The following is a 25,885-nucleotide window of genomic DNA, read 5'->3' on the forward strand; positions in this document are numbered from 1 at the left end:
ATCTCTTTTAGTTCTATTTTTAGCTTTTTTATCATTATTGTTATTTTGATCACAATTACTAATTGATAGTGAAAAGATCATCAAACCAAAATAGGTAATTTTTATATCAAATTCCCTTATCTTGATATTTACCTATTGTTTTAAATATTTATTTTATTTTTCTTGTATAATAATTTCTTGCCAACCTTTAAGTCCACCCCAATGACTATTTTCTCTTGTCAGGCCGTCTTTAATACAATCAAACATTTCCTCATTAGTATTTCTAATAGACATATCGTTTAAAATACCTCTAAAAAATTGTTCTATTTCGTTAGTACCATTGCCGTACTTATTGTCATTATTACATTGATTAATTTGATTATTGGCTTTACAATCAATAGCATTACTTATATAAGTATTAAAATCTTTATTATCTTCATATTTTTTTCTTTTATCTTCTAAGAAATTGTAACTAGTGGTAAAAGCTTCTACTAACTCTTTTTGTTTTTGTATGTTACCATTGATCCAGGTAATAAAGTTTGTACATTTGTTCTTACTTACATCTTTGCATCCACCAATTTGATCTTGTAGTTTTTCAATTACCTGATTTAATGCATGCTTTAAAGAGTTAAACTTTTTCTTTTCATCAGCAGTTAGAGTAATAATTTTTTGTGTGTTTTCATCAGTTTCTTTTTGTAAATTATCCAAAGTTTTCTTAGATCCAGTGTGTGTCTGAGTTTCAGTAGGTACGGTACTTATCTTATATCCTTTGCAACAGTACAAAAATACTGTACTTAAAAGTATTAATGACCTTATATTTTTATTCATACTAAACCCCTTATCTTTGTGTTTTAAACAATATATAGCAATTCTTTTTGAGATGTATAAGCTATTATAAGTATTGATTTAATTTTTGAAAATTATTCTTTTTTAGCTTTCTAACTCTTATATTAGTACCTTTATTTTTACTCATGTCTTGTAATAATGCAGGTCTAAATAGTACTGATAGCAATCTTTTAACAACATATACTAAAGTAAGTAAATGTTGTTATTAAAACTGTATTTGGAATTTGTATTAATTTAAAAAATTGGTCTAATACTATATGTTGAAGATAGGGATAACACTTTTGGCTATGGAGACATGACTGAAACCTTTCTTGAACTTAGAACAGGTATGAGTCGTAAGTTTAGAATTTCACTTATTAAACCTATAAGTAATAAAATTACTAGAATTACTATGTTAATAGAGCCATTTACTACATCTAAACTTAGTATTATGAATGATTCAAGTAAGTCAGTTATATCTGATATTTATAAGTACAAAGTACGCGTACTCTTAAAGCACATTTTATTAAAATAAGGTTCCTATAAGAGTTAAGATATTATATAATAATTAAATAAGGAGATTTTTATGGGACTTGCTCAACCTGTTATTACTCAACAAATGGTCATCAATGAACTGACTAGAGCCGGTATTAATAGAGATATTGCTATTGATTTGTCTTACAGATATTATAAAAATGAACTGACTTATAAAGATATTGAATTTTTAAAAGAAAACTTTGATATAAAACTTGAAAAAGTTGAAGCTCTTTTACAAGCTGAGATTAAATCTGTCAAGACTGACCTTGATAACAAGATTGATACTATTGAGAATAATCTTACTACTAAGATAGATACTAAATTCAATGAACTTGATAACAAGATATACACTGTTGAAAATAATCTTACTATTAAGATAGATACTAAATTTAATGAGCTTGATAATAAGATTGACAATGTTAGAAGTGAATTAAAATCTGACATTAAAGACTTGGATAATAAGATAGATACTAAATTCAATGAACTCGATAACAAGATTGATACTGTTGAAAATAATCTTAATTCTAAAGTAGATACTAAATTCAATGAACTTGATAATAAGATTGACAACGTTAGGAATGAGTTAAAATCTGACATTAAAGACTTGGATAATAAGATAGATACTAAATTTAATGAACTTGATACTAAGATTGATGTTAACAAAATGGAACTTAAGAGTACACTAAGACTTCATGGTTGGATGTTTGGAACCATTATTACCCTTAATATAGGAATTTTTTTAACATTAATGTCCATAGTCTATTCATTGTTGAATAAATGAATACTTAAATTTGAATTAAGTAAACCTTTTCTTTATTTGACTACATATTAGTTATTGGGTTTTACCGAAACCAATAAATTATTTATTAATAAAATAATTTATCTTTTAGCATTGTTACATTCCCCAAAGTCTTTTTAAATAAAGATGTATCTATGTTCTTAGTTTTTGTTTTTTGTTTTTTGTTTATCAACACTTGTTAGCCATCTTTTCCCTATGGTTAATAAGGAGGCACGTAATAATGAAAAGAATTACTTTAAGTGCGTTATTGATGACTTTATTTTTACTTCTTAGCTGTGGCAGTGGTCAACAACCACAAGCTGGTAAGGATGGCTCAGAGAAAGGGACTGGAAGTTTAAGTGCAGTACTAATGGAAGTTGGAAGAAGTGCAGAGAGTGCTTTTTATTCATTTATGGAACTAGTATCAGGTACTTTGGGATTAAGAGTAACTAAAGATACAACTAAGCAACAGGTAGGAGAACATTTTAGTGGTTTAGGCAAGAAACTTGGAGAAGCAGCAGCAGAGTTAGAAGAGGTAGCAAAAAACTCAGAAATAGATGTTGATAAAGGTGGTCTATTAAACAAGGTAATTAAAGAAGCAGTTGATGCTGCTAAGACTACTTTAAGCACATTAAAAGGCCATTTAGAGTCTTTAAAAAATATAGGTGATGGTGACAAGTTGGTTGATGTCAAAAGTGACCAACAAGGAGTCGAAGCAGATATGGATGCATTAAAAAGAGCCCTTAAGGCACTTCAAGGAATAGTGGAGACATCAGAGGGAGTAGGGATTGATAAATTGAAAGAGAGTAGTGTGAAATTGGATCAAGCATCGATAGGAATAGCTAATGCAAAAAATGGAGCTAAAGTCTTAGCGGCAGGACATAAGGCAGGAGAAGCAGTGGGAGATAAAGCAGCAACAATAGTATCAGCAGTTAGTGGCAGAGAAATGTTAGAGTCTATTGTTAAATCCTCAGAAGATAAAGTTGCGAAAATAACAGCTAATGCAACTGCAAGTACAACCCCATTGGAATTTGCAGTAGGAGGTACTGCAGAGCACGTATCGAATAGTGAGCAATCAAAAGCAGCAGCAGTAGCGGGAGGAATAGCACTACGCTCATTGGTTAAAGGAGGTAAATTAGCTTCACATAGTACAAATAATGATGAGAAAGCAGTACAATCAGCAGGAATAACCGCAGTAAATAAGTTATTAGTAGCAGTGGAAGATATAATTAAAAAGACAGTAAAAAATGTTCTTGATAAAGTAAAAGGAGAAGTAGATAAAGCAAGAGCGCCAAAAGCAGTAGTTTCAGAGTCAGGTCAGCAATAAAATAGATAGTTAGATTGATTACTTAAAAATAAGATTAGAAGGCAATCTTGGAGATGCGTCTCAGATTCCTTCTATATTTTTGTAATTAACTTTAAGAAGTTAAATTGGCTGTTGAATCTAAAATTTCTTTCTTTGATTCACTTGTTAAAATAGGTCATGGATTTCAAGAGATTTTTGGCATCTTTGGTAATGCTATTAGAGATGCTTTGGGACTTACAGCTGTTAAATCGGGTGATAAGAGAAGTAAAGTTGGTGAACACTTTGATAAGATAAAAAAAGGTTTAGGTGATACTAAAGACAAACTAGATGGTTTAGCAAAAGACATAACTTCTACTCCTCATGCTGATACTACAGGCGTTGAGGCTACAATTAAAGGTGCTAGTGACGTTATTGTAAAACTAGTTGACTCTGTAACCAAACTTGCTAGTGTAACTAATGATGATGCTGATATTGGTGATAATGCAGCTGGTGCTGCAGTAGCTGCTGATAAAGATAGCGTTGAAACTGTTATTAAAGAAGTTAAAGCTATAATTGAGACTGCCAAAGAGTCTGGTGTAAAGATTGACAAAGGCAATGACGGTGGTACTGGAGCAGCTGCAGCTGATGCTACTGCCACTGCTGCACTTGGTGGCAATAATGGTGCTGGTGCTGGTGCTGGTGCTGGTTCTAAACTAGCTGATGAGATAACTAAGGCAGACCCATGGGCAATGATTGACAAGGTTAAAAATGCTAAGATCACATCTGCTGTTCTGACCGCAGATGCTAATAATGATGCTGGGGCATTAGCTACTGGTGGTAATGCTAATGGCAATAATGGTGCTAAGGCGGCTACTAATGCAGACTTAGCAGCTGCTATTGCTCTTAAAGCTATGATTAAAGATGGTAGATTTAGTGCTAATGCTGCTGATAAAGATATTGTTAAGGCGGCAGCAGCAAGTGCTGTAAATAAGGTTTTAGGAGTACTTGACTTTATAATTAGGAAAACAGTTGCAAACAATCTAGATAAGATAAGAGAAGCTGTTAAAGGAATACAGTACTCTGAAACTACTACAGAAATACCCGAAGCTAGTACTACTCAACCTACTGCTACTAAATAAATTATCTAATTAAATAATCTAAGTAAAGTCATTTTAGGAAAACTTTTCTCTATTCATGAGAACCGTTTTCCTTTTACCTATATCTTGCTTCCCCATCTATATCTTGTCTCCTTGAGGTAATAAGGAGGCACGTAATAATGAAAAGAATTACTTTAAGTGCGTTATTAATGACTTTATTTTTATTCATGTCTTGTAATAATTCAGGAACTTCTCCTAAAGATGGGCAAGCAGCTAAATCTGATGGCACTGTTATTGACCTAGCTACAATAACTAAAAACATTACCGATTCTGTTGCTTTTGCAACAAGTGTTAAAGAAGTTCATACTTTAGTTATGTCCATTGATGAGCTCGCTAAAGCTATTGGGAAGAAAATTAAAAATGATGGATCACTTGAAGCTGAAAGTACAAATGCTGATAAAAATAGCCAATTAGTTGCAGGAGCGTTTAGTGTGATATTGGAGATGAGTAAGCTAGTGAAAGCATTGAAGGAAAAAACAGGTTATGGTTCGGTTAAAAAACAGGTTGATGATATTGAAACTAAAATTTTAGCATTAGTAGAAAAAATAAAAAAAGATGGAGATCTTTGTAAAGATGGTGTTAGTGAAAACCATGCAAAGGAATCTATAGATAAAACTAATAAGCCAGATGGAACTAAAGGAGCTAAAGAACTTGGTGAACTAAACATAGCAATTGATGAGTTGTTAAAGGCTGCTGAAGCTGCAGTAGAATCCGCAATTAAGGAGCTTATAACCCCTGCTAAGTCAGGTTCTGCTCAACCCTCTAACACCTAAGGATAAACAAGTTAATTTATTATTATAAGATTACTTTTTAATCAATCGTAATTATCTGATAAAATAAAGTCTATAAATAATAAGCTAGGAGTTTGCTTCTCTTAGCTTATTTTGTTTCTTTATTCTCTCTTTATTTGCTTTACTTCTTTATTATACTTCTTAAGATTTCTTTGATTTCTTTTATCTTTTAGACTTATATTTATTCCTTGATTTTACCTTTTTTTATAACTTAATAAGAACTTCTATTTCTTATTTTTACTTCTTGGCTGTGGCAGTGGCAGTGCTAAGGCTGAAGATCCTAAAACCTTATTCTTAACTTCTATTGCTAATTTGGGTAAAGGCTTCTTAGATGTTTTTACTTCACTTTCTGATATGGTTGCTGGCGCTTTTGGTATTAATGCTGAGACTAAGAAGGAAGATATAGGAAAGTATTTTACTGATATTGCAAACACTATGAACACAGTTAAAGCCAAACTAAATGATGTTGTTGCTAAGAATGGTAATTATCCAAAAGTTAAATCTGTTGTTGATACATTTATTACTAACACACTAGACAAGATCGCTGATGGAGCTAAGACAGCTGCTAAAGGGGCTACTGGTGATGTTATTGGTAATGCTACTGCAACTGGACATGGGGCTACTCCTGCTAGCAAGGATTCAGTTGTTTCTCTTGTTAAAGGGATTAAGACTATTGTTGAAGTGGTTCTAAAAAAGGATGAGGGAAATGCAGGTGCTACTAAAACAGGAGATGATAAAAAGGACGTTGGTAAGTTATTTGCTGATGATAATGGTAAAGCTGATGCAAAAGAAGAAAATATTGCAAAGGCATCAGCAAGTGTTGGTTCAGTGACTGGTGCTGATATTTTACAAGCTATTGCGAAATCCAAAGAAGATCCTCAAGTTGATAATGCTAATGGAATTGAAAAAGCTACAGATGCTGCTGAGATTTCTATTGCTCCGGCTGTTAACGACAAAAAAGAAATTAAAGAGGCAGAAGCTAAGAAAGATGCAGTGATTGCTGCGGGAATTGTTTTAAGAGCTATGGCTAAGGATGGTAAGTTTGCTGCTAATAACAATGCTAAAGATTCTGATGCAGTTAATGGTGTTGCTGCTAATGCTGTTGGTAAAACTTTAAGTACTCTCATAATAGCAATAAGAAATACTGTTGATAGTGGTTTAAAGTCAATAAGTGATGTTCTTGCTACAGTTACACAAGAAGATAAAGCTGTAGATTCTATTACACCTGCAGACGCAACAGCTAGTGGACAAAAACAGTAAATAATTATTAATAAACATAACTAAATAAAGTCATTTGAGGGAAACTTTTCTTTTCATGAGAATTGTTTTCCTTTTATTTATATCTTGCCCCCTTGAGTAAATAAGGAGGCACGTAATAATGAAAAGAATTACTTTAAGTGCGTTATTGATGACTTTATTTTTACTTCTTAGTTGTGGGAGTGGGGGTACTAAGGCTGAGGATCCTCAGAGTAGATTCTTGAAATCTCTTATTAGTTTAAGTAATGACTTCTTAAATGTTTTCACTTCCTTTTCTGATATGGTTGGAGGTGTTTTAGGTTTTAATACTAATACTAAAAAGTCTGATGTTGCAGATTACTTTAAGACCATTCATGATACTGTTTCATCTACTAAGACAGCCCTTGAAAAAATTGTTACTGACATGAAATCTGAGAATAATCCTAATGCAGAGGCTACAGGTGTTGCTGTAAAAAACCTAATTGATAATACTCTTGATAAAATAATTGAGGGGGCTAAAACTGCTAGTGAGGCTATTGGTTCTGATGCTAGTGACCCAATTGCTAATGTTGCTGCTCAAACAGTTGTTGGTGCTGTTGCTGAAGAAGCTTCGGTTAAGTTGCTTAGTGAAGGGGTTGGAACGATTGTAAATGTAGTGCTTAAAAATATAGGAAGTGTTGATGCTGGTACCGATAAAAAAGCTGAAGATGGTAGCGCAAGAGGGAATAATGATGGTGCAGCTAAGTTGTTTGGTAATACTGCTATTGCTGCTGATTCAAAAAAATCAGGTACCGATGCTGCTAAGGCTGTTGGAGCTGTAACTGGTGCTGATATTCTTCAAGCCATTTCTAAAGGTGATGCAGGCAAAGCTGCCAAGTTGGCTAAAAATAATGCTGCTAATGCAGCTGATGCTACTAATGCTAAGGATGCAGTTGTAGCAGGAGGTATAGCACTGCGAGCAATGGCGAAGAATGGTAAATTTCCTGGTGGTGAAGCTGGTGGTCATGATGATTATGCGGCTGAAATTAAGGGGGCAGCAATAAGTGCAATAACTAAGGCGTTGGGGACTCTAACAATAGCGATAAGAAATACTATTGATGTGGGACTTAAGACTGTTAAAGATATTATGAATCTTAATTCTAATGATACTCCTGTAACTACTGATAAGCAGGTTCCTGAAACTAAAAGTTAATAATCAGAATTAATAACAAATACATAACTAAATAAAGTCATTTGAGGAAAACTTTTCTCTTCATAAGAATTGTTTTCCTTTATCTATATCTAATAATTCAGGTATCAAAGTATTGACAGCAATCCTTTAACAACAGATTGATTGTAAGACCGCAGTTGAGCTTTTTGATAAGATAAAAAAAATAGGCTAACCACTTTATGTTAGATTTAAGGACTCTCTTAAATCACATTTTACTAACATAAAGTTCCTATAACACTTAAAATATTATATAATAATTATATAAGGAGTGTTTTATGGGTCTTGCACAACCAGTAGTTACTCAACAAATGGTCATCAATGAACTTACTAAAGCCGGTATTAATAGAGATATTGCTATTGATTTATCTTATAGATATTATAAGAATGAACTGACTTACAAGGATATTGAGTATTTAGAGACTACTTTTAACCTTAAGCTTGAAAAGGTAGAAGCAACCTTACAAGCCGATATTAGAGACCTTGATAATAAAATTGTCAACGTTAAAAATGAGTTAAAATCTGACATTAAAGACTTGGATAATAAGATTGATGTTAACAAAATGGAACTTAAGAGTACATTAAGACTTCATGGTTGGATGTTTGGAACTATTATTACCCTTAACATAGGAATTTTTTTAACATTAATATCCATAGTCTATTCATTGTTAAATAGATGAATTTAAATTAAGTAAACCTTTTCTTTCTTTGACTACATATTAGTTATTTTCTTATCAAAATTATTTAAATTTTTGTTAGAGACAATTAATATCTGCTAATTTTCTCATTGTATTTAGTCTCTGCAATATTAAAGTATCTATGCGCTTTTAGTTTTTGTTTTTATGCTTATCAAAGCTTGTTAGCCATCTTGCCCCTTGAGGTAATAAGGAGGCACGTAATAATGAAAAGAATTACTTTAAGTGCGTTATTAATGACTTTATTTTTACTTCTTAGTTGTGGCAGTGGCAGTGCTAAGACGGAAGATCCTAAAACCTTATTCTTAACTTCTATTGCTAATTTAGGTAAAGGTTTCTTAGATGTTTTTACTTCACTTTCTGATATGGTTGCTGGCGCTTTGGGTATTAATGCTGACACTAAAAAATCTGATATTGGTCAGTATTTCACTGATATTGAAAAGACTATGACATCTGTTAAAGCCAAACTAAATGATGTTGTTGCTACGAATGGTAACTATCTCAAGGTAAAGGAAGTTGTTGATAAGTTCATTACTGAAACATTAGATAAAATTGCTGCAGGAGCGAAGGAAGCGGCTAAAGGGGCTACTGGTGATGCTATAGGAAATGCTACCGCAGCTGGACATGGAGCTACTCCCGCTAGCAAGGATTCAGTTGTTTCTCTTGTTAAAGGGATTAAGACTATTGTTGATGTGGTTTTAAAAAAGGATGAGGGACATGCAGAGGCGAATAAGACTGAAGATAATGATAAAAAGGATATTGGTAAGTTGTTTGATGGAAAAAAAGATGATGCTAAAGAAGAAAATATTGCAAAAGCAGCAGCTAGCATTGGTTCAGTGACTGGTGCTGATATTCTTAAAGCTATAACTACATCTAAGGAAAATCCTAATGCTGATGATACTGATGGAATTGAGAAAGCCAAAGATGCTGCTGAGATTGCAGTTGCTCCGGCTGTTGATGATAAAAAAGAAATTAAAGAGGCTTCAGCAAAGAAAGACGCGATTATTGCAGCGGGGATTGCTTTAAGAGCAATGGCTAAAGATGGTAAATTTGCTGCTAATCAGAATGCTAAAGATTCTAATGCAGTAAATGGTGTTGCTGCTAGTGCGGTAGGTAAGACTTTAAGTACTCTTATTATTGCTATTAGAAATACTGTTGATAGTGGATTAAAGTCAATAAGTGATGCACTAGCAGCCGTTAAACAAGAAGATAAGTCTTTAGATTCTACTACTCCTGCAGACGCAACAGCTAGTGGACAGTAACAATAAAGAATTATTAATAACAATAAACATAACTAAATAAAGTCATTTGAGGAAAACTTTTCTCTTCATAAGAATTGTTTTCCTTTTGTTTTTATCTTGTAATAATTCAGGGACTTCTCCTAAAGATGGGCATGCGGCTAAATCTGATGGCACAATCCTTGACCTAGCTACAATAACTAAAAACATTACCGATGCTGTTGCTTTTGCTAAGAGTGTTAAAGACGTTCATACTTTAGTTAAATCCATTGATGAGCTTGCTAAAGCTATCGGGAAAAAAATTGGTGCCAATGGTCTTGAAACTGATGCTGATAAGAATGCAAAATTAATTTCAGGAGCATATAGTGTAATATCAGCTGTAGATACTAAATTAGCATCATTAGAAAAAAAAGTTGGAATTTCTGATGACTTAAAGGGAAAAATTACTACTGTTAAGAATGCAAGTACATCCTTTTTAACCAAGGCTAAATCAAAGACAGCTGATCTTGGTAAAGATGATGTTAAGGATGCTGATGCGAAGACAGCTATAGATATAGCAGATACTGGAGCCAAGGATAAAGGCGCGGAAGAGCTTATTAAACTCAATACAGCAATTGATGCTTTGTTAACTTCTGCTGAAGCTGCAGTAACAGCTGCAATAAATGCGCTTTCAACTCCTGCTAAGTCAGCATCTACTGTTCAATCTAACTAAGGATAAACAAGTTAATTTATTATTATAAGATTACTTTTTAATTAATCGTAATTATCTGATAAAATAAAGTCTATAAATAATAAGCTAGGAGTTTTTTTCTCTTAGCTTTTTTTGTTTCTTTATTCTTTCTCTACTTGCTTTACTACTTTATTATACTTCTTTAGATTTCTTATGATTACTTATTAATTTTAGATTTATATTTATGTATTGTTTTTATCTTGTTTTATTACTTAATAATAACTTCTATTTTTTATTTTTACTTCTTAGCTGTGGCAGTGGGAGTGCTAAGGTGGAAGATCCTAAAACCACATTCTTAAACTCTATTGCTAATTTGGGTAAAGGTTTCTTAGATGTTTTTACTTCCTTTTCTGATATGGTTGCTGGCGCTTTTGGTATTAAAGCTGACACTAAGAAATCTGATATTGGTCAGTATTTCACTGATATTGAAAAGACTATGACATCTGTTAAAAAGAAATTACGAGATGAAGTTGTTACGAATGGGAATTACTCAAAACTTAAATCTGTTGTTGATACATTTATCACTAACACATTAGACAAGATTGCAGAAGGAGCTAAAGAAGCGGCTAAAGGGGCTACTGGTGATGCTGCTATTGGTGGTGCTACTAAAGATGGTCAAGATCCTGCACCTGCAGAGGTTGCAAGTGTCAACTCCCTTGTTAAAGGAATTAAAGATATAGTTGGTGTGGTTCTAAAAAAGGGTGAAGGAGATGCAAGCGCTACTAAGACTGGTAACACAGAGCAAAAATCAATTGGTAAGTTGCTTGGTAAAAAGGATGATGGGACAGAAGCACATGCTGCTGCTGCTAGTGCATCAATAGGAGCAGTAACTGGTGCTGATATTTTACAAGCTATTGCTAAGTCTGATGCAGTTTCTGATGATCCTAAAATTGAAAACGCGAAAAATGCTGCTGACATTGCTGCTGCTAAGGCTGATGCTAATGGTAAAGATTTTGGAGATGGGCAGAAAGATGCAGTTATTGCTGCTGGTATTGCTTTAAGAGCCATGGCTAAGGATGGTAAGTTTGCTTCTAAGCAAAATGAAGATAAATCCGCTCATGCAGTGAATGGAGCAGCTGCTAGTGCTGTTGGTAAGACTTTAAGTACTCTAATAATAGCAATAAGAAATACTGTTGATAGTGGATTGCAAACAATAAATGCAGTTCTTGCTACGGTTACACAAGAAGATAAGTCTGCAGAAGCTACTACACCTGCAGACGCAACAGCTAGTGGACAGTAACAATAAATAATGATTAATAACAAATACATAACTAAATAAAGTCATTTGAGGAAAACTCTTCTCTTCATAAGAATTGTTTTCCTTTTATTTATATTATATTAATGACTTTATTTTTACTTCTTAGCTGTGGCAGTGGGAGTGCTAAGGTGGAAGATCCTAAAACCTTATTCTTAACTTCTATTGCTAATTTAGGTAAAGGCTTCTTAGATGTTTTTACTTCACTTTCTGATATGGTTGCTGGGGCTTTTGGCATTAAAGCTGAGACTAAGAAGTCTGACATTGGTCAGTACTTCACTGATATTGAAACTACTATAAACACAGTTAAAAAGAAGTTACAAGAGGAAGTTGCTACGAATGGTAACTATCTAAAGATAAAGGGAGTAGTTGATACATTTATCACTAACACATTAGATAAAATAGCAGAAGGGGCTAAAACAGCAGCTAAAGGGGCTACTACTGATGTTGTTATTGGTAATGCTAAACAAAATGAGGATGCTGTACCTGGAGAAACAGCAAGTGTAAATGCTCTTGTTAAAGGAATTAAAACTATTGTTGACGTAGTTTTAAAAGATAATGAAGGAAATCCAGATGCTACTAAAACCGCAGATACTGAAAAAAAGTCAGTTGGTAATTTGCTTGCTAAAGGAAGTGCTAATGATGGAACAGAAGCACAAGCTGCTGCAGCTAGTGCTTCAATCGGAGCTATAACTGGCGCTGACATTCTAAAAGCTATTGCTAAGTCTGAGAAAGCTACTGCAAATAAAGATATTAATGTAGTAAATAATGCGGCAGAGATTGCGATTGCTAAAAATGATAGTGCTACTAAAACTCTTGATGCAGCACAAAAGGACGCAGTTATTGCAGCAGGGATAGCATTGCGAGCAATGGCTAAGGATGGTAAATTTGCTGCTAAACAAAATGAAGAGAAATCTGCTCATGCAGTTAATGGTGCTGTTGCTAGTTCTGTTGGTAAGACTTTAAGTACTCTTATTATTGCTATTAGAAATACTGTTGATACTGGTTTAAAAACGATAAGTGATGCTCTTGCTACAGTTACACAAGAAGATAAATCTGCAGATTCTACTACACCTGCAGATGCAACAGCTATTGGACAGCAACAATAAAGAATTATTAATAAACATAACTAAATAAAGTCATTTGAGGAAAACTTTTCTCTTCATAAGAATTGTTTTCCTTTTTTACTATCTGTAATAATACTCAGGTTTAAATAGTATTGATAGCAATCCTTTAACAACATATACTAAGGTAAGTAAATGTTGTTATTAAGATTGTATTTGAGCTTTTTGATAAACCAAAAGAAATTGACCTAACACTTTATTTTGAAGATAGGGATAACACTTCTGGGCATGGGAATGTGACTAAAATCTTTCTTAATCTTAGAGAAGGTATGAGTCATAAGTTTAAAATTGCTCCAATTAAACCTATAAGTAATAAATTTACGAAAATTGCTACGTTAATAGAACCATTTGCTACATCTAAACTTAGTATTATGGATTATTCAAGTAAGTCAGCTATATCTGATATTTATAAGTACAAAGGAGATGGTAAGAGTGATGATGATTTATTAGATAGCCTCTCAGCATCATATATGTTATTGACTTTGGGAGTGCGTAATCTTAAAGCACATTTTACTAAAATAAGGTTCCTATAACACTTAAAATATTATATAATAATTATATAAGGAGTGTTTTATGGGACTTGCTCAACCAGTAGTTACTCAACAAATGGTTATAGCAGAACTTACCAAGGCTGGTATTAATAGAGATATTGCTATTGATCTGTCTTACAGATATTATCGTAATGAACTGACTTATAAAGATATTGAATTCTTAAAAGAAAACTTTGATATAAAGCTTGAAAAAGTTGAAGCTCTTTTACAAGCTGAGATTCAAAGGGTTGAGACAACATTAAAATCCGATATTAAAGACCTGGATAATAAATTCGATACTAAATTCAATGAACTTGATAACAAGATTAATACTGTTGAGAATAATCTTAACATCAAGATTGAAAAAGTTGAAGCTCTTTTACAAGCTGAGATTAAATCTGTCAAGACTGAACTTGATAATAAAATAGATACTAAATTCAATGAACTCGATACCAAAATAGATACAGTTGAGAATAATCTTAATAATAAGATTGATAACGTTAGAAGTGAATTAAAATCCGATATTAAAGACCTGGATAATAAGATTGATAATGTTAGAAATGAGGTTTCTCTTGTTCGAAAAGATATGGAAATTAACAGAATGGAGCTTGATAATAAACTTGATAAAACTGCATCAGAATTTAAAAGTACATCAAGACTACATAATTGGATGTTTGGAACTCTAATTACCCTTAATATAGGAATATTTTTAGCATTAATATCATTATTAGTAAAGTAAATTTATTTACCTAGTCCCTTCTTTAATTGACCTTCTGTCAATTATTTTTTAGTCATTTTTTTAACAAAATTATTTAAATTTTTGTTAAAAACAATCAATTTTATTAATTGTTGTATCACGCACAGCCTCTGTAAGATTATAGTGCCTATACTTTTAGTTTTTGTTTTTATGCTTATCAAAACTTGTTAGCCATCTTTTCCCTATGGTTAATAAGGAGGCACGTAATAATGAAAAGAATTACTTTAAGTGCGTTATTGATGACTTTATTTTTATCTTGCAATAAGGAGGGACTATAATATGAAGCATAGATTAAATGAGAGAATTAAAAACTTTAATATAACTATACTTATATCTTTGTTCTTACTTCTTAGCTGTGGCAGTGGTCAACTTCAAGCTGGTAAGGATGGCGAGGCAGCTACAGGTGGAAGCAGTTTAAGTGCAGTAATTTCAATCTCAAGACAATTGTTTTTGGATGCTTTTGTTTCTTTTGGAAATTTATTAAAAGGATTACTTGGTCTTACTGTAGATACAACTAAGAAAGAAGTGGGAGAACAATTGGGTAAGCTTGGAGAAGCAGTACAATTAGTTAAAGTTAAATTAGAAGAGCTAAAGGGAAATGAACAGTTTAATTTAATAAAAGACAAAGCTGAAAGTACAATAAATAAGGCAATTGGTACTTTAGGAAAGATATTTGAAGGAGCAAGTAAAATTAAGGATGCTACTGGTAGTGCTAATGGTAAAGTTGGTGGTAAAGTTGATGATACTGAGAATGCAGCACCAGCAAATACAGAAAGTGTAAAGGGTCTTGTTGAAGGGATTAACTTAATTTATGAAGCAGCAAAGGAAATTGGTGTTGATCTAAAAGGAAATGCTAATAAGCAGATTGAGGATTCTAAAGAGATTGCAAAGTTATTTAAAGACACTGGTGATGTTGGTGCTGATGCTAAGGCACTAAGTGGAGCCAAGAGAGCAGTAATTGCAGCTAGTGGTTCAGATATATTAGCTGCAATTGAAGCAGCTAAGGATACAAGTAAGCAAGCAGGTAATATTAGTGCAGCAAAAAATGCTTATGACATTGCAGTTGCTAATAAAGATAATACAGATGCAGGTGCTGATGTTAGGGACAAAGGGCCAGTAATAGCAGCCGGTTTAGCTTTGAGAGCTATGGCAAAGGATGGTAAATTAGCAACTGTTGCTACTCATGCACCAGGACAAGCAGTGAATGCAGTATTAATAGGAGTAGTTGGTAAAACTGTAAATGAGATAGTATCTATTGTAAGAAGAACAGTTGATAAATGTTTAAAAGATGTTGATGATTGCATAAAAGAAGATTCCAGTAGTGTAGTGAAAGCTAAGTAATATAGTGTGGTGTTTAAATTATTCATTGGAATGAGTTTTGACAAGCAGGAATTCTTACAAGGAATCCCTGCTTTTTTTTAATTTACTACCTTATCTCCTGCTGATTAATAAAAATAAGATATAGAATACAAATTAGGCTTATCTTGAGGGTTGCTTTTTATTCTTACTTTTAAGTAATTAATCTATCTATCTTGTTGTTTTTGGATCTCTTGTTTGCTCTATTTTTCTTTTGTTTTTTAAAGTGTTGCCTTTATTGTCTTTCACTTCTATTGATAACTTATTGACTGCTGTTATTTTTATGAACGTAGTGCTATCCCGCTCTTTAATATATTTCTTTTCCTTATCCAATATCCGAATAAGTACAAGAGTAATTGTGTTGTCAAAGGGACTTATGGAGAGAATATATAAGTTGAAAGTAGAACATCTGTTATTAAAGCAAGGAATGGTAGACGTTTAAGTCTTGAGAAGAGAGAAAAAATAGAGAAGGAAAGAGAAGAAGAGATATGTCTATAATAATTTCAACAAACAGGGTTAATTATTATTATCGAAGTTAATCCCATGTGTTTCAAACTCATCATCATATGAATATATTCCTTTGTAAAACTGGAAGTATGATTCTTTACTAAACCTGTTAATCATGCAAGACCAAACTCACGAAGCATACCGGAACGTTTAAGCTCAATCCTATGTAATAGTAAAGCAGTAGAGACGCTTGATTAACATCTAATGTGTCAATGTTAATACCACGTGTACTAAGTATCATTCCAAGTAGATCTGTCTGATTTTTAAATTTTTCAAAACTTAAAATTTCGTCAGTTATACTTAAGAGAGCTTTAATTTTTAAGTAAAGCTCCCCAAATCTTCCAGATGATTCTACATCACTATCCATAAGTTACAATCCCTTAACTTTGTTTAATATCAACTCTTAAAATAGTATTATCTATTGCCAAGAGTCCACCAAGTACAAAATCAAGGTATGAATGTGCAATACCAGTTGGATCTTCATCAACATGTTTATTTGGTATTGGCAACATTGTGTTTACTTGTTTTTAACTTTAGTAATTTTGGATTTAATGGATAAATTAGTATCTGATTTTTTAGTAAATGACTTGTCTTTAAGTAGACTTCTTGTTTATTATTAACAGCCTGAATTGTATTAATAAGGAAGTCTTTCTATGAATAAGTTGAAGAATAAACATTAGATGATGAATTTGTTATTGCATATGGTTCAACAAGTTTCAAACTTGTTGAACCATATGCAATAACAAATTCATCATCAAGTTCTAATTTTAAAAGTCCAGATTTAATCTTTTCAAATATCTTATCCATCTTATCTTTATCGCTACTACTTACTTCTTCTTTGACTTGGTTTGGCATATTAAGTAGTCCATACATATTATCAGAAAATGTTTTTTCGATTTTTGTTGATATACAACCTGTTAAGATAAAACGGTCAATAAGCTTGATAATCTCATTACTTGCAAGCTTATATGCTTGTCTGAAGGGCAGAAAATTATTGTTTTGATACACTTTTTCATACGTTTGTTGTAAATGGTTAAACTTGTATTGTAATTTGAGGTAATTAAGCTTAACTGGTTTTGATCTAAATCCTAATGTTGACATTACAATGTTTGACATTTTATCAATCCCAGCAATTAGATTTTTGTGTAAACACATATCTCCAGGATTGATATTAATATCTTCAATTTGAGAATCATTAAACCATTTGTAAAATTCTGGCATACTTATGTCGTTAAAGACACTTGCAATTTCTTTTGAATAATATTCAAAATCAAATGAATTACTCCGATTAATTGGTCTGAAATTTGGATCTGAGATTGATATTGTCTTTCTAAATTTAACACCCCCATTTTTAGAAGAAACATCACTCATACTCTCATTACGCTTTCTATGTTTTATATTCACCTTTGCCAAATCTAAAAGCTGTTCCAAGATCTTTCCTTCAAGATGTTCTGCTGATTCAACCTTAGCTATAGCTTTTATCTCTTCAGGTAATACATATTTTCGAACAAGCTCTCGGCTTTGGGCTAAGAGTATCTCATCAAGTGAATATCCTTTAGAGAGTAATGTCTCTTTATTAAAGTGATTACTTAAGTATTTACTTGCAAGTGTATCAATCTCATTGATACGTGTTGCTTCCTTTAAGAGTTTATCTTGTAATAATGCACGCTCCTGAACCTCAGCAAGTTCTTTTGATACACGCTCATTTATACTTAAAGCCTGATTATCAGATTCTTTTGATGCTTTATACGCTTTATATTCTTCATATTCAGCAGCACTTATACTCACCATAACAGGTGTTTTACTTACTGCTTCTGTATCAGTAGCGGTCTTTAAAGAGTCATTTGTCTTCTCTACTTCCATATTAATCTCCTTTTATTTTCATAAATAATCTGTCTTGTAAATTTGCCTTATCAACTTTACTTAAGGCAGGATTTAGCATTAAAGCTACATACTTGTCATACATTTCAAGTAATCTCATATCTCGCTCTATTTTTTCTTCTTCACTTAGCACATAAAGTGAATTAAAATGCATCTTAAGATTGAAATACTTAACAAGTTTACTATTAATAGTAACTTCAATTTGTTCTTGAACACTTTTTAAAAAGTCATAATAATTAGACCTATCCCCTTTCCCATCATTTCCAAGCCCCTTGGTTTGCTCATTAAAACTTCTAGTTAATGGCTCTTTTGTGTCAGCACCTATCTTTGCCTTTACTAAGGCTAATGCTTCCTTTAAATAGGTTAAGTCATACTTAATAACCTCCAGTGACGCATCAGGTGTTCCACTGTAAAAAATACCATTATTATTTAAGTTAGATTTAAGCCGCGTAAGCTCTCGCTCTAAATCTCTATTTACACTCTTAAATGTGCTTATATGATTTTCATCTACATTTCTTTTAAATAGATTAGAGAATATACGTGGCTTATCATTAACGCCCTTAGTTAAAATCTCTAATGAAGTCGTAGCATCACTTAAGGCATCTTGTAATGTTACTAATGATTCATCCTTGTAAAATAAAAAGTTATGTTGCTCTATTCTCCTCTCTATTTCTTTATATATTTGTTCAAAAAGATATATATTAAGCAAAAAGCTTTGCGTATAACATGGACTGTAAGCTTTAAGTATATAATCATAATTAGAGTGTATGATTACTCTATTCTTATGAATCTTCAACTCTCTATAAGATATCTTCTCATCTGTATTTACTTTGAAAGTGTATGTTATATAATTAAAGTCAGGCCCCTCATCACGAACATTGTTATAGTCAAGATACATAAACCCAATAGGAAGTTCTAGGTTCACGCTTAAATGTAAATCTTCAAGTAAGTCAGCAGTTTTAACTAAAATGTATCCAACACCATTAAAACGGTAACTAATTAAACACTGCAATAATGCTTCTTTTAACTCTATTTTTAAGGCTTCTAAAGCATCATTAACATTAAAAGCAGTATCAATACTATTTAAGGTAATTCCATTCTTAAGAGTGTCCTCTGCTACATTTGAAATGTAGTTTCTAAAAAATATTGAATACTTATATAACTCTCTTGCGTTGATATTGCTATTTGAAATCATGATTTCTTTAACCTTCATCAAGTATATGGAAAAAGTATAACGCAACAATATTAAACACAGACTAATTGTCTCTAACAAAATTTAAATAATTTAATTATTAGTTAAAAAACAATCAATAGAATTAATTGTTGAATCACACACAATCTCTGAAATGTTAAAGCATCTAATGCTTTTAGTTTTTATTTTTATCTTATTTATTCAAGTGCGTTATTAATGACTTTATTTTTACTTCTTAGTTGTGGCAGTGGTAGTACTAAGGCTGAAGATCCTAAAACCTTATTCTTAACTTCTATTGCTAATTTAGGTAAAGGTTTCTTAGATGTTTTTACTTCACTTTCTGATATGGTTGCTGGCGCTTTGGGTATTAAAGCGGAGACTAAGAAAAGTGAGGTAGGAGCGTATTTCACTAAAATAGCAGAGACAATGACATCTGTTAAAAAGAAATTACAAGAGAAAGTTGCTACGAATGGTAACTATCCAAAAGTTAAATCAGTCGTTGAGCACTTTATCACTAACACATTAGACAAGATCGCTGATGGGGCTAAGACAGCAGCTAGTGGGGCTACTGGTAGTGATGCTATTGGTAATGCTGTTAAAGATAATGATGCTGCCCCTGGAGAAACAGTAAGTGTAAACGCTCTTGTTAAAGGAATTAAAGAAATTGTTGGAGTGGTTCTGAAAGACAATGAAGGGGGTTCAGAGGCTACTAAGACTGCAGAATCAGAGCAAAAATCAATTGGTAGGTTGCTTGGTGGTAAAGCTAATGCTGAAGAAGCACAAGCCGCTGCAGCTAGTGCATCAATAGGTGCTGTAACTGGGGCTGATATTCTAAAAGCTATTGCTAAATCTGCTGAGGTTGCTAATAATAATGTTGAGATTGATCAGGCAAAGAATGCTGCTGAGATTGCTGTTGCTAAGAAAGATGATAATAAAGATCTTGGTGCAGCAGCATAAAAGGACTCAGTTATTGCGGCGGGTATTGCTTTAAGAGCTATGACTAAGGGTGGTAAATTTGCTGCTAAAAATGGTGATGATAAATATGCCAATGCAGTAAATGGAGCGGCAACTAGTGCTGTGGCTAAGACTTTAAGTACTCTTATGCTTGCAATAAAAAATACTGTTGATAGTGGATTAAAAACAATAAGTGAAGCATTAGCAGCAGTTAAACAAGAAGATACCCCTGTAGCAAGTGAGGCAGGCACTAGTAAGTAAGTAGAAAATAAAAATCAATAATAAAGGCATTAAAGGGAAACGGGACTCATTAAATTGAGTAGTTTTCCTTTTTTTAGTTAATAGGGTATTTGAAGTAATTATAGTATAGATATGATATATTGAGTGTATGTTAATTAAATAGATGAAGCAAAGTTAAGTGTGGAATTAGTAAGGTATGTGTAATTAGTAAAGAGAAGGATAAGCAAATGGAGATACAACTGCGATGAGTTTTGCTAAAGGAGGGAATACTGCAGATAATTTAGCCCAAGATGCAGTTAAAGCAGCAGTAGTAGCAGGAGGGATAGCGCTACGTTCATTAGTTAAGAATGGAAAATTAGCATCAGGAGTAAGATTAGAAGGCAATCTTAGAGATGTGCCTCAGATGCCTTCTATATTGTTGTAATTAAACTTAAGAAGTTAAATTAGCTGTTGAATTTAAAATTTATTTCTCTGATTCACTTATCAAAATAGGTCAAGGATTTCAAGAGATTTTTGGCATCTTTGGTAATGCTATTGGAGATACTTTGGGATTTACAGCAGTTAAATCGGGTGACAAGAGAAGTAAAGTTGGTGAACACTTTAAGACGATCGGAGATGGACTTACAACTACTAAGAATAAGTTAAATGAGCTATCAAGTAAAATATCTGAAGCAAAAAATGCTGATGGTAGCACAATTGAAGCTGTTAAGGGTGCAATTAAAGGTGCAAATGATGTCTTTGAACGACTAATTGCTGCTCTAACTACACTTGCTGATACTGCTAAAGAGGCTGGTAATACTGATATTGGTGATGCCATTACTGATAATAATGCTGTAGGTGCTGATGAAGCTAGTGTAAAGGCTATAATTGAAAGTGTAAAGACAATTATTGATCTAGCAGATAAATCTGGCATAGAAATCAAGCCTGGCAATTTTGGTGAACCGGTGGCTAATGGAGATGGACCTAAAGCCCTAATTCATAACGCTCAAGCTGGTGCAGGTGATGCTGCAAAGCTAGCAGGCGAAGTATCAAAAGCCGACCCATGGGCTATGATTGATAAGATAAAAAATTCTAAGGATGTTACTGCGTCTGCTGCACCTGCTGCTGGCGATGATGCTGGAAAATTAGCTACTGGTAGTGTTGGTGCTGCAAATGATAATGGCACAGCAGCTACTAATGCAGACTTAGCAGCTGCTGTTGGCTCTCAAAGCAATGACTAAGTCTGGTAAACTTACTCAACCTGCTGCTAATGAAGAAGGAGCAGGTAAAGCAGCAGCTGTAAGTGCTGTAAATAAGGTGTTAGGAATACTTGATTTTATAATTAGGAAAACAGTAAGTATCAATTTAGATAAGATAAGAGAAGCTGTTAAAGGAATACAGTACTCTGACACTACTACAGAAATAACAGAAGCTAGTGCTATTCAGCCCGCTGCTGCTAAATGAATAATAAAAGATAAGTAAACAAAATAATAAAGTCATTATTAGGAAAACTCTTCTCTTCATAAGAATTGTTTTCCTTTTTGGCATTTTAGTAGATTAAATATTTGTATTAAAGATAAGTAAACAAGCTCTAGCTAAACTTTTTTAACTAGGGGGTAAATGATTATTATGAGATTAGTTTTGATTAGTAAGTAATTGATTTTACTTTATCAAAATAATTTTGAATTGCCTTTAATTATTACAGAATAAAATAATTGAGGTTTTATGAAATTTAAAATAAAAGGTGTATATTTAATGGTAATTGTTTTCTTTAGACATTGAGACTCAATAGTTGAGTGATTTTAGTAATTTAGGAGGAGAGATATGAAGAAGAGTACTTTAGTAGTATGTATGTTAATATTGTTGTGTTTGTTGTCATGTGATATAAATGCCTTTAATGAATTACTAGACAAAACAAGGGAAAGATTTTTAGAAGGGAATAAATTAGAAGAAAATAAAGAATGTGAGAAAGAGCAAGAAGGTCAATTAGATGTTCTTAAAAATAAGTTGGAAGGAGGAGTACAACAAGTAGTGCAAGAAAAGCCTTTAGCACCTGTTAATAATGCTATTCCAGTATTTAAATATCCTCAACAAGTGTATCCATACTATGTCCAAGAAGAAATAGATATAAAAGAAGAAGACATAACTCCAAATACTAAGTACGAAAAAGCTGCACAAGCAGAAATTGAAAAAATAAAGAGAGCCCTTGGTGATTATGAATTTGATCAATTAATTGAGGATGCACTTAAACTTAAAAATGAATGTGATCGATTAGAATCCAGTTTTTATGGTGCCCTCTCAGAGCTTAACAATAAAATAGGAAGTTATCCTAGAGATAACAATGGGAAGAGACAGAAACTAATTCAGTTTCGCGATCAGTTAAATGGGAAAAGATTTGATATTAATAGGTTGACAAGTCGAATCGGAGGAGAATTACTTAGTGAGCTAAGCTCTGCAATGGTGTTTTTTGATCTAGCCCAAAAAACTTTAAAAGAATCTATTACTGAGAGATTAAAAAATAAATATAAAAGTTACAGGTTGTCAAGAAACAGTGATTTTTTAGCTCAAAAGTCACGAAGTGATGCAGAAAATTCTTTAGAGCAATTAGAATCTTCTGTTCCAAAGCTAAATGAGTCTAAAGGAAAAAAGAAAGAGATAGAAGAACTAGTGCAAGGAGCTAAATCTTTTCTAAGAAGTCTTCATAGATAAAAGAGTATATAAAAGGTAGTTAGGTATTTTATAAGTGTCAATATTTGCAAGAAGAGTTCTCTATAAAAAGGGAACTTTCTTAAGTTTTATTTAGATACTAATAGGTTATTTTAGAGTTTTAAGGGATAAAATTTGTTGAATACTGATAACGCGAAAAGATGATTTGTTAAGTAAGGAATATAAGGTTTAGATAGGGGCTTTATAAAAGCTTATTGATTATGATGTTAAGGCTTCTATATTTGTTGCAATACAATGGATGAGACATAGAACAGCAAGAATGAATGAGATTTCTGGTTCATATAGTTTGCTGAGAGAAGAGTTTTATCTTCCTTTAGAAGAGGATATAATAAATCGAAATATTGAGAATAAATAAATTGAGAGCACAAGAGTTGACTTAGATCGTGCAAAAGATATAGTAAATAATTTAATAGAAAGTTGAAAATCGTGTTATGAATTATATCAATCTATGATAGATTGTAATGTTTGAAAAGACGCATTTATAATTGTTTTACCTTTAAATTTATACACTGAGTGGTATTGGCAAATTGATTTAAATAATATGTTTCATTTTATAAAATTAAGATTGGCATTAAATGAAGTAGAAGAAGTGAATGAGTATTCATCAAAATAGATGCGTGAGTATGCCAAGATATTACTTGATATCATTGAAAAGTTTGTGCCGATTTTACTAGAAGTTTTAAGAATCATATTTTAAATGGGTGTAGGTTTCCTTACTAAGAGATAGTAAGCAATTTCTGGTGCTTTGGATACCAGTAGGTTTAAATTGGATGGTAAGGCATTATAGTATAAGAGTATAAAAAGTTTTTCCTTAGATATTGAATTAAAATAGTAAATAATCATCAAAACAAAAATTTATTACTTATCAGAGGCAAAGATAATTCTGGAGATGATGCTGGGGGAGCTGAATTTAAAAAAAGGATTATTTATTTGGATAGTATCATTATATTGTAATAAACTAGAGCTATGACAAAAATTTCACAATACTAATTAACATAAAAAACCATAAAATAATATTTTATATATTAATCAAACATACTGTGCTTAATAAGTTAAACTTTTAAAAGTCTATTATATTCATATTTTATCTCTCTCTAAGTCAGTTTGGCTTCATGTAAACTTTACAGATCGAGTGGCTATTATTACATTGGTTATATTATACATTATATGTCGGGTGTAAAAACTAGCTTGAATGATGCAGAAAATATGTTTAAAAAAGTAGAGTCAGAGATGGGTAAATTTAGGAATGCAATGAAACAGGCGGAGGAGGAAGATTTTGCTGCTTTAAAGAGTGCGCATCAAGCCATTAGGAGTTGGTCAAAGATAGTATTTTTTAGGGAAAAAACCTCTACCCTTTGCAGCATTTATTTGTTATGAATTTTTAATGAGTAAGATCGATAAAATGAATTAACACAAAAAAATAGTAAAAAGTATTAATGTAATATCTTAAGAGAGTTAAAGTCAAATGGTTTTACCTATTTTAATAAAGACTTGAATCTTATTCAAAGTGCTATATCTTTAATATTAATTTTAAAGGAGAGAGAAATGAAATCCAAAAATAAATATGTAGCTTTGGGATTACTTTTGAGTTTTATCAGTTGTGATTTAATATTTAATGATGAAATTAAAGAAAAATCCCTAGGTTTATTAGATAAGGTTAATTTTGTCTTAGATGCTAGTGAAAAATCTGTTAGAAGTTCTACTAAGAAAAGAAGGAGGGTTATCAAGAAAAGACCATCTACTAGTGGCAGGAAATCTTTTAATAATTTAGCACAAAATGTAGTATCAGGCGATATAACTAGTGTTCTTCAGGATGAATTACAACAGAATAGTATACAAAATGAAGTCATGCTTAAGGATGGACTTGAAATAAATGATGTCATTCTTAATGAAGAGAGTCCAAATGTTGTGTTATCAAGTACAAAATCTGAATTTAGAGAAGAAAAAGTACAAAAGCAACAAGATATAGAGCGAGCAAATTCAATTACTGCAGTTTCAACAATGTATGATTCCTATGAGCATGCAATAATGACTCATGGAAGTTCAACTTTCCTTAGTGGTGAAGGTGGTGAATTAAAGGAAACTATTGAAAGTAATTCAATGGATTTTACTATAGACTCTGATTTAAGACCAGAAGATATTGCAGGTTCAAACACTATTTCATACATTGATGAAATAGAAGAAGATTATGATCAATACTATTTGGAAGATGATGAAGATGAATATGATGAAGAGGAGATAAGGTTAGACAATAGATATAAGTCCTATCTGGAAAGTGTTAGATATAATGTAGGTTCAGCAATTAATACAATTGATAAAATATTTAGAAATTATATATTATTTGGAAATAAACAAACCAAAATATATTATACACATCCTAGTGATACTGTTACCAGAGCTAAATCTAGAGAAGAGGCTAAAGAATTTACAAAAGAAAACCTTGAAAAAGATCTTAAGACCTTATTAGACTACATTCAAGTGAGTGCAAAAACTGCAACAAATTTTGTATACATAATGGAAATACATGCAAAAAGCAGATTGGATAAACTCGAAACAGAAGTGAAATCTTTAATTTCAAAGGTCCAAGGACAATCTAATCCATATGAAGCATATAAAGCAATAGTATCTCCAATCCTACAAATGAAAGATTCTCTTAAGGTAGTTCAGGGAGCTGTTGATAAAGATGGTCCTTGGTATTAGAAAGTAATAATCCTATTATTATTTTAGATTTAACAAAAAGGCTACGTAAAATTGTAGCCTTTTTTTAATTTAAAGATATTATTTATTAGTGTATTATCAATGATATAAGATTTTCAGATGAGAAAACTACAGAAATTGGGCTTTCTTTATTTAGAGAAGTAACCTTTTACTAAATGCAGTGTATAATTATGCTATTATTAGAGACATCTAAAAATTTAATTTCTG

Annotated in this window: 24 protein-coding genes and 5 pseudogenes; 23 read left to right on the top strand and 6 right to left on the bottom strand. The window is 32.1% G+C overall.

Annotated features, from left to right (window positions below):
- Window positions 1-153 precede the first annotated feature (153 nt).
- Window positions 154-807: an Mlp family lipoprotein gene (locus tag BT0_RS05510; RefSeq protein ID WP_088895248.1), complete on the bottom strand. Its 654-nt coding sequence runs from the start codon at window positions 805-807 to the stop codon at window positions 154-156.
- Between the two features lie 313 nt (window positions 808-1,120).
- Between BT0_RS05510 and BT0_RS05515 the strand changes: the two genes are divergently transcribed.
- The 15 genes and pseudogenes from BT0_RS05515 to BT0_RS05585 all read left to right on the top strand — a co-directional run bounded on the left by BT0_RS05515 (window position 1,121) and on the right by BT0_RS05585 (window position 15,465).
- Complete coding sequence (locus tag BT0_RS05515) at window positions 1,121-1,339, top strand: hypothetical protein (protein WP_088895249.1); 219 nt, start codon at window positions 1,121-1,123, stop codon at window positions 1,337-1,339.
- A 51-nt stretch (window positions 1,340-1,390) separates the two neighbouring features.
- Window positions 1,391-2,122, top strand: a complete 732-nt coding sequence (gene bdr / locus BT0_RS06065; protein WP_236842879.1) for a Bdr family repetitive protein — start codon at window positions 1,391-1,393, stop codon at window positions 2,120-2,122.
- A gap of 238 nt (window positions 2,123-2,360) precedes the next feature.
- Window positions 2,361-3,446 carry a variable large family protein gene (locus BT0_RS05525; RefSeq protein WP_161491453.1) on the top strand — a complete coding sequence of 362 codons (1,086 nt, stop codon included), beginning with the start codon at window positions 2,361-2,363 and terminating at the stop codon, window positions 3,444-3,446.
- 101 nt (window positions 3,447-3,547) lie between these two features.
- Window positions 3,548-4,543, top strand: a pseudogene (locus tag BT0_RS05530) (variable large family protein); the annotation flags it as partial.
- A gap of 137 nt (window positions 4,544-4,680) precedes the next feature.
- Entirely contained in the window at window positions 4,681-5,334 is a 654-nt protein-coding gene (locus BT0_RS05535) for a Vsp/OspC family lipoprotein (RefSeq protein WP_088895252.1), read from the top strand.
- A gap of 255 nt (window positions 5,335-5,589) precedes the next feature.
- A pseudogene (locus tag BT0_RS05540) lies at window positions 5,590-6,612 on the top strand (variable large family protein); the annotation flags it as partial.
- Window positions 6,613-6,730: 118 nt separating this feature from the next.
- Window positions 6,731-7,780: a variable large family protein gene (locus tag BT0_RS05545; RefSeq protein ID WP_088895253.1), complete on the top strand. Its 1,050-nt coding sequence runs from the start codon at window positions 6,731-6,733 to the stop codon at window positions 7,778-7,780.
- A gap of 293 nt (window positions 7,781-8,073) precedes the next feature.
- On the top strand, window positions 8,074-8,475 hold the full coding sequence (gene bdr / locus BT0_RS05550) for a Bdr family repetitive protein (protein WP_088895254.1): 402 nt from the start codon (window positions 8,074-8,076) through the stop codon (window positions 8,473-8,475).
- 221 nt (window positions 8,476-8,696) lie between these two features.
- A complete protein-coding gene (locus tag BT0_RS05555) occupies window positions 8,697-9,752 on the top strand; it encodes a variable large family protein (RefSeq protein ID WP_088895255.1) in 1,056 nt (351 codons plus the stop codon).
- 85 nt (window positions 9,753-9,837) lie between these two features.
- Window positions 9,838-10,440: a Vsp/OspC family lipoprotein gene (locus tag BT0_RS05560; protein ID WP_236842880.1), complete on the top strand. Its 603-nt coding sequence runs from the start codon at window positions 9,838-9,840 to the stop codon at window positions 10,438-10,440.
- Window positions 10,441-10,642: 202 nt separating this feature from the next.
- The gene (locus BT0_RS05565) at window positions 10,643-11,698 is read left to right on the top strand and encodes a variable large family protein (protein ID WP_088895121.1); all 1,056 of its coding nucleotides are present in this window, start codon (window positions 10,643-10,645) and stop codon (window positions 11,696-11,698) included.
- Between the two features lie 101 nt (window positions 11,699-11,799).
- Window positions 11,800-12,822, top strand: coding sequence for a variable large family protein (locus tag BT0_RS05570; protein ID WP_088895122.1), 1,023 nt, complete (start codon window positions 11,800-11,802; stop codon window positions 12,820-12,822).
- Between the two features lie 251 nt (window positions 12,823-13,073).
- The gene (locus BT0_RS05575) at window positions 13,074-13,370 is read left to right on the top strand and encodes a hypothetical protein (RefSeq protein ID WP_088895235.1); all 297 of its coding nucleotides are present in this window, start codon (window positions 13,074-13,076) and stop codon (window positions 13,368-13,370) included.
- Window positions 13,371-13,410: 40 nt separating this feature from the next.
- Window positions 13,411-14,106, top strand: coding sequence for a Bdr family repetitive protein (gene bdr / locus BT0_RS06070; RefSeq protein ID WP_236842862.1), 696 nt, complete (start codon window positions 13,411-13,413; stop codon window positions 14,104-14,106).
- Window positions 14,107-14,403: 297 nt separating this feature from the next.
- Window positions 14,404-15,465 carry a variable large family protein gene (locus tag BT0_RS05585; protein WP_088895124.1) on the top strand — a complete coding sequence of 354 codons (1,062 nt, stop codon included), beginning with the start codon at window positions 14,404-14,406 and terminating at the stop codon, window positions 15,463-15,465.
- Window positions 15,466-15,651: 186 nt separating this feature from the next.
- Here BT0_RS05585 and BT0_RS05895 read toward each other — a convergent pair whose 3' ends face one another.
- From BT0_RS05895 to BT0_RS05600, 5 genes are all read right to left on the bottom strand, one after another.
- On the bottom strand, window positions 15,652-15,813 hold the full coding sequence (locus BT0_RS05895) for a hypothetical protein (RefSeq protein WP_161491416.1): 162 nt from the start codon (window positions 15,811-15,813) through the stop codon (window positions 15,652-15,654).
- 283 nt (window positions 15,814-16,096) lie between these two features.
- Entirely contained in the window at window positions 16,097-16,354 is a 258-nt protein-coding gene (locus BT0_RS05590; RefSeq protein ID WP_088895125.1) for a DUF3890 domain-containing protein, read from the bottom strand.
- A gap of 13 nt (window positions 16,355-16,367) precedes the next feature.
- On the bottom strand, window positions 16,368-16,499 hold the full coding sequence (locus BT0_RS06140) for a hypothetical protein (protein ID WP_257789428.1): 132 nt from the start codon (window positions 16,497-16,499) through the stop codon (window positions 16,368-16,370).
- A gap of 139 nt (window positions 16,500-16,638) precedes the next feature.
- Complete coding sequence (locus BT0_RS06075; RefSeq protein WP_236842881.1) at window positions 16,639-17,850, bottom strand: DUF1357 family protein; 1,212 nt, start codon at window positions 17,848-17,850, stop codon at window positions 16,639-16,641.
- A 1-nt stretch (window position 17,851) separates the two neighbouring features.
- Window positions 17,852-19,063, bottom strand: a complete 1,212-nt coding sequence (locus BT0_RS05600) for an anti-CBASS protein Acb1 family protein (RefSeq protein WP_162494738.1) — start codon at window positions 19,061-19,063, stop codon at window positions 17,852-17,854.
- A 213-nt stretch (window positions 19,064-19,276) separates the two neighbouring features.
- Between BT0_RS05600 and BT0_RS05605 the strand changes: the two are divergent.
- The 8 genes and pseudogenes from BT0_RS05605 to BT0_RS05635 all read left to right on the top strand — a co-directional run bounded on the left by BT0_RS05605 (window position 19,277) and on the right by BT0_RS05635 (window position 25,660).
- A pseudogene (locus BT0_RS05605) lies at window positions 19,277-20,275 on the top strand (variable large family protein).
- 202 nt (window positions 20,276-20,477) lie between these two features.
- A pseudogene (locus BT0_RS05610) lies at window positions 20,478-20,618 on the top strand (variable large family protein); the annotation flags it as partial.
- A gap of 76 nt (window positions 20,619-20,694) precedes the next feature.
- A pseudogene (locus tag BT0_RS05615) lies at window positions 20,695-21,697 on the top strand (variable large family protein); the annotation flags it as partial.
- Window positions 21,698-22,057: 360 nt separating this feature from the next.
- Window positions 22,058-22,942 carry a P12 family lipoprotein gene (locus tag BT0_RS05620; RefSeq protein WP_088895258.1) on the top strand — a complete coding sequence of 295 codons (885 nt, stop codon included), beginning with the start codon at window positions 22,058-22,060 and terminating at the stop codon, window positions 22,940-22,942.
- Window positions 22,943-23,219: 277 nt separating this feature from the next.
- A complete protein-coding gene (locus tag BT0_RS06225; protein ID WP_236842882.1) occupies window positions 23,220-23,315 on the top strand; it encodes a hypothetical protein in 96 nt (31 codons plus the stop codon).
- A 171-nt stretch (window positions 23,316-23,486) separates the two neighbouring features.
- Entirely contained in the window at window positions 23,487-23,573 is an 87-nt protein-coding gene (locus BT0_RS06185; protein ID WP_236842883.1) for a hypothetical protein, read from the top strand.
- A 554-nt stretch (window positions 23,574-24,127) separates the two neighbouring features.
- Complete coding sequence (locus BT0_RS05630; protein WP_145954738.1) at window positions 24,128-24,337, top strand: hypothetical protein; 210 nt, start codon at window positions 24,128-24,130, stop codon at window positions 24,335-24,337.
- 168 nt (window positions 24,338-24,505) lie between these two features.
- The gene (locus BT0_RS05635) at window positions 24,506-25,660 is read left to right on the top strand and encodes a hypothetical protein (RefSeq protein WP_032495656.1); all 1,155 of its coding nucleotides are present in this window, start codon (window positions 24,506-24,508) and stop codon (window positions 25,658-25,660) included.
- The last annotated feature ends 225 nt before the right edge of the window (window positions 25,661-25,885 follow it).

The organism is Borrelia turicatae 91E135 (genome assembly GCF_000012085.2).
Lineage (GTDB): Bacteria > Spirochaetota > Spirochaetia > Borreliales > Borreliaceae > Borrelia > Borrelia turicatae.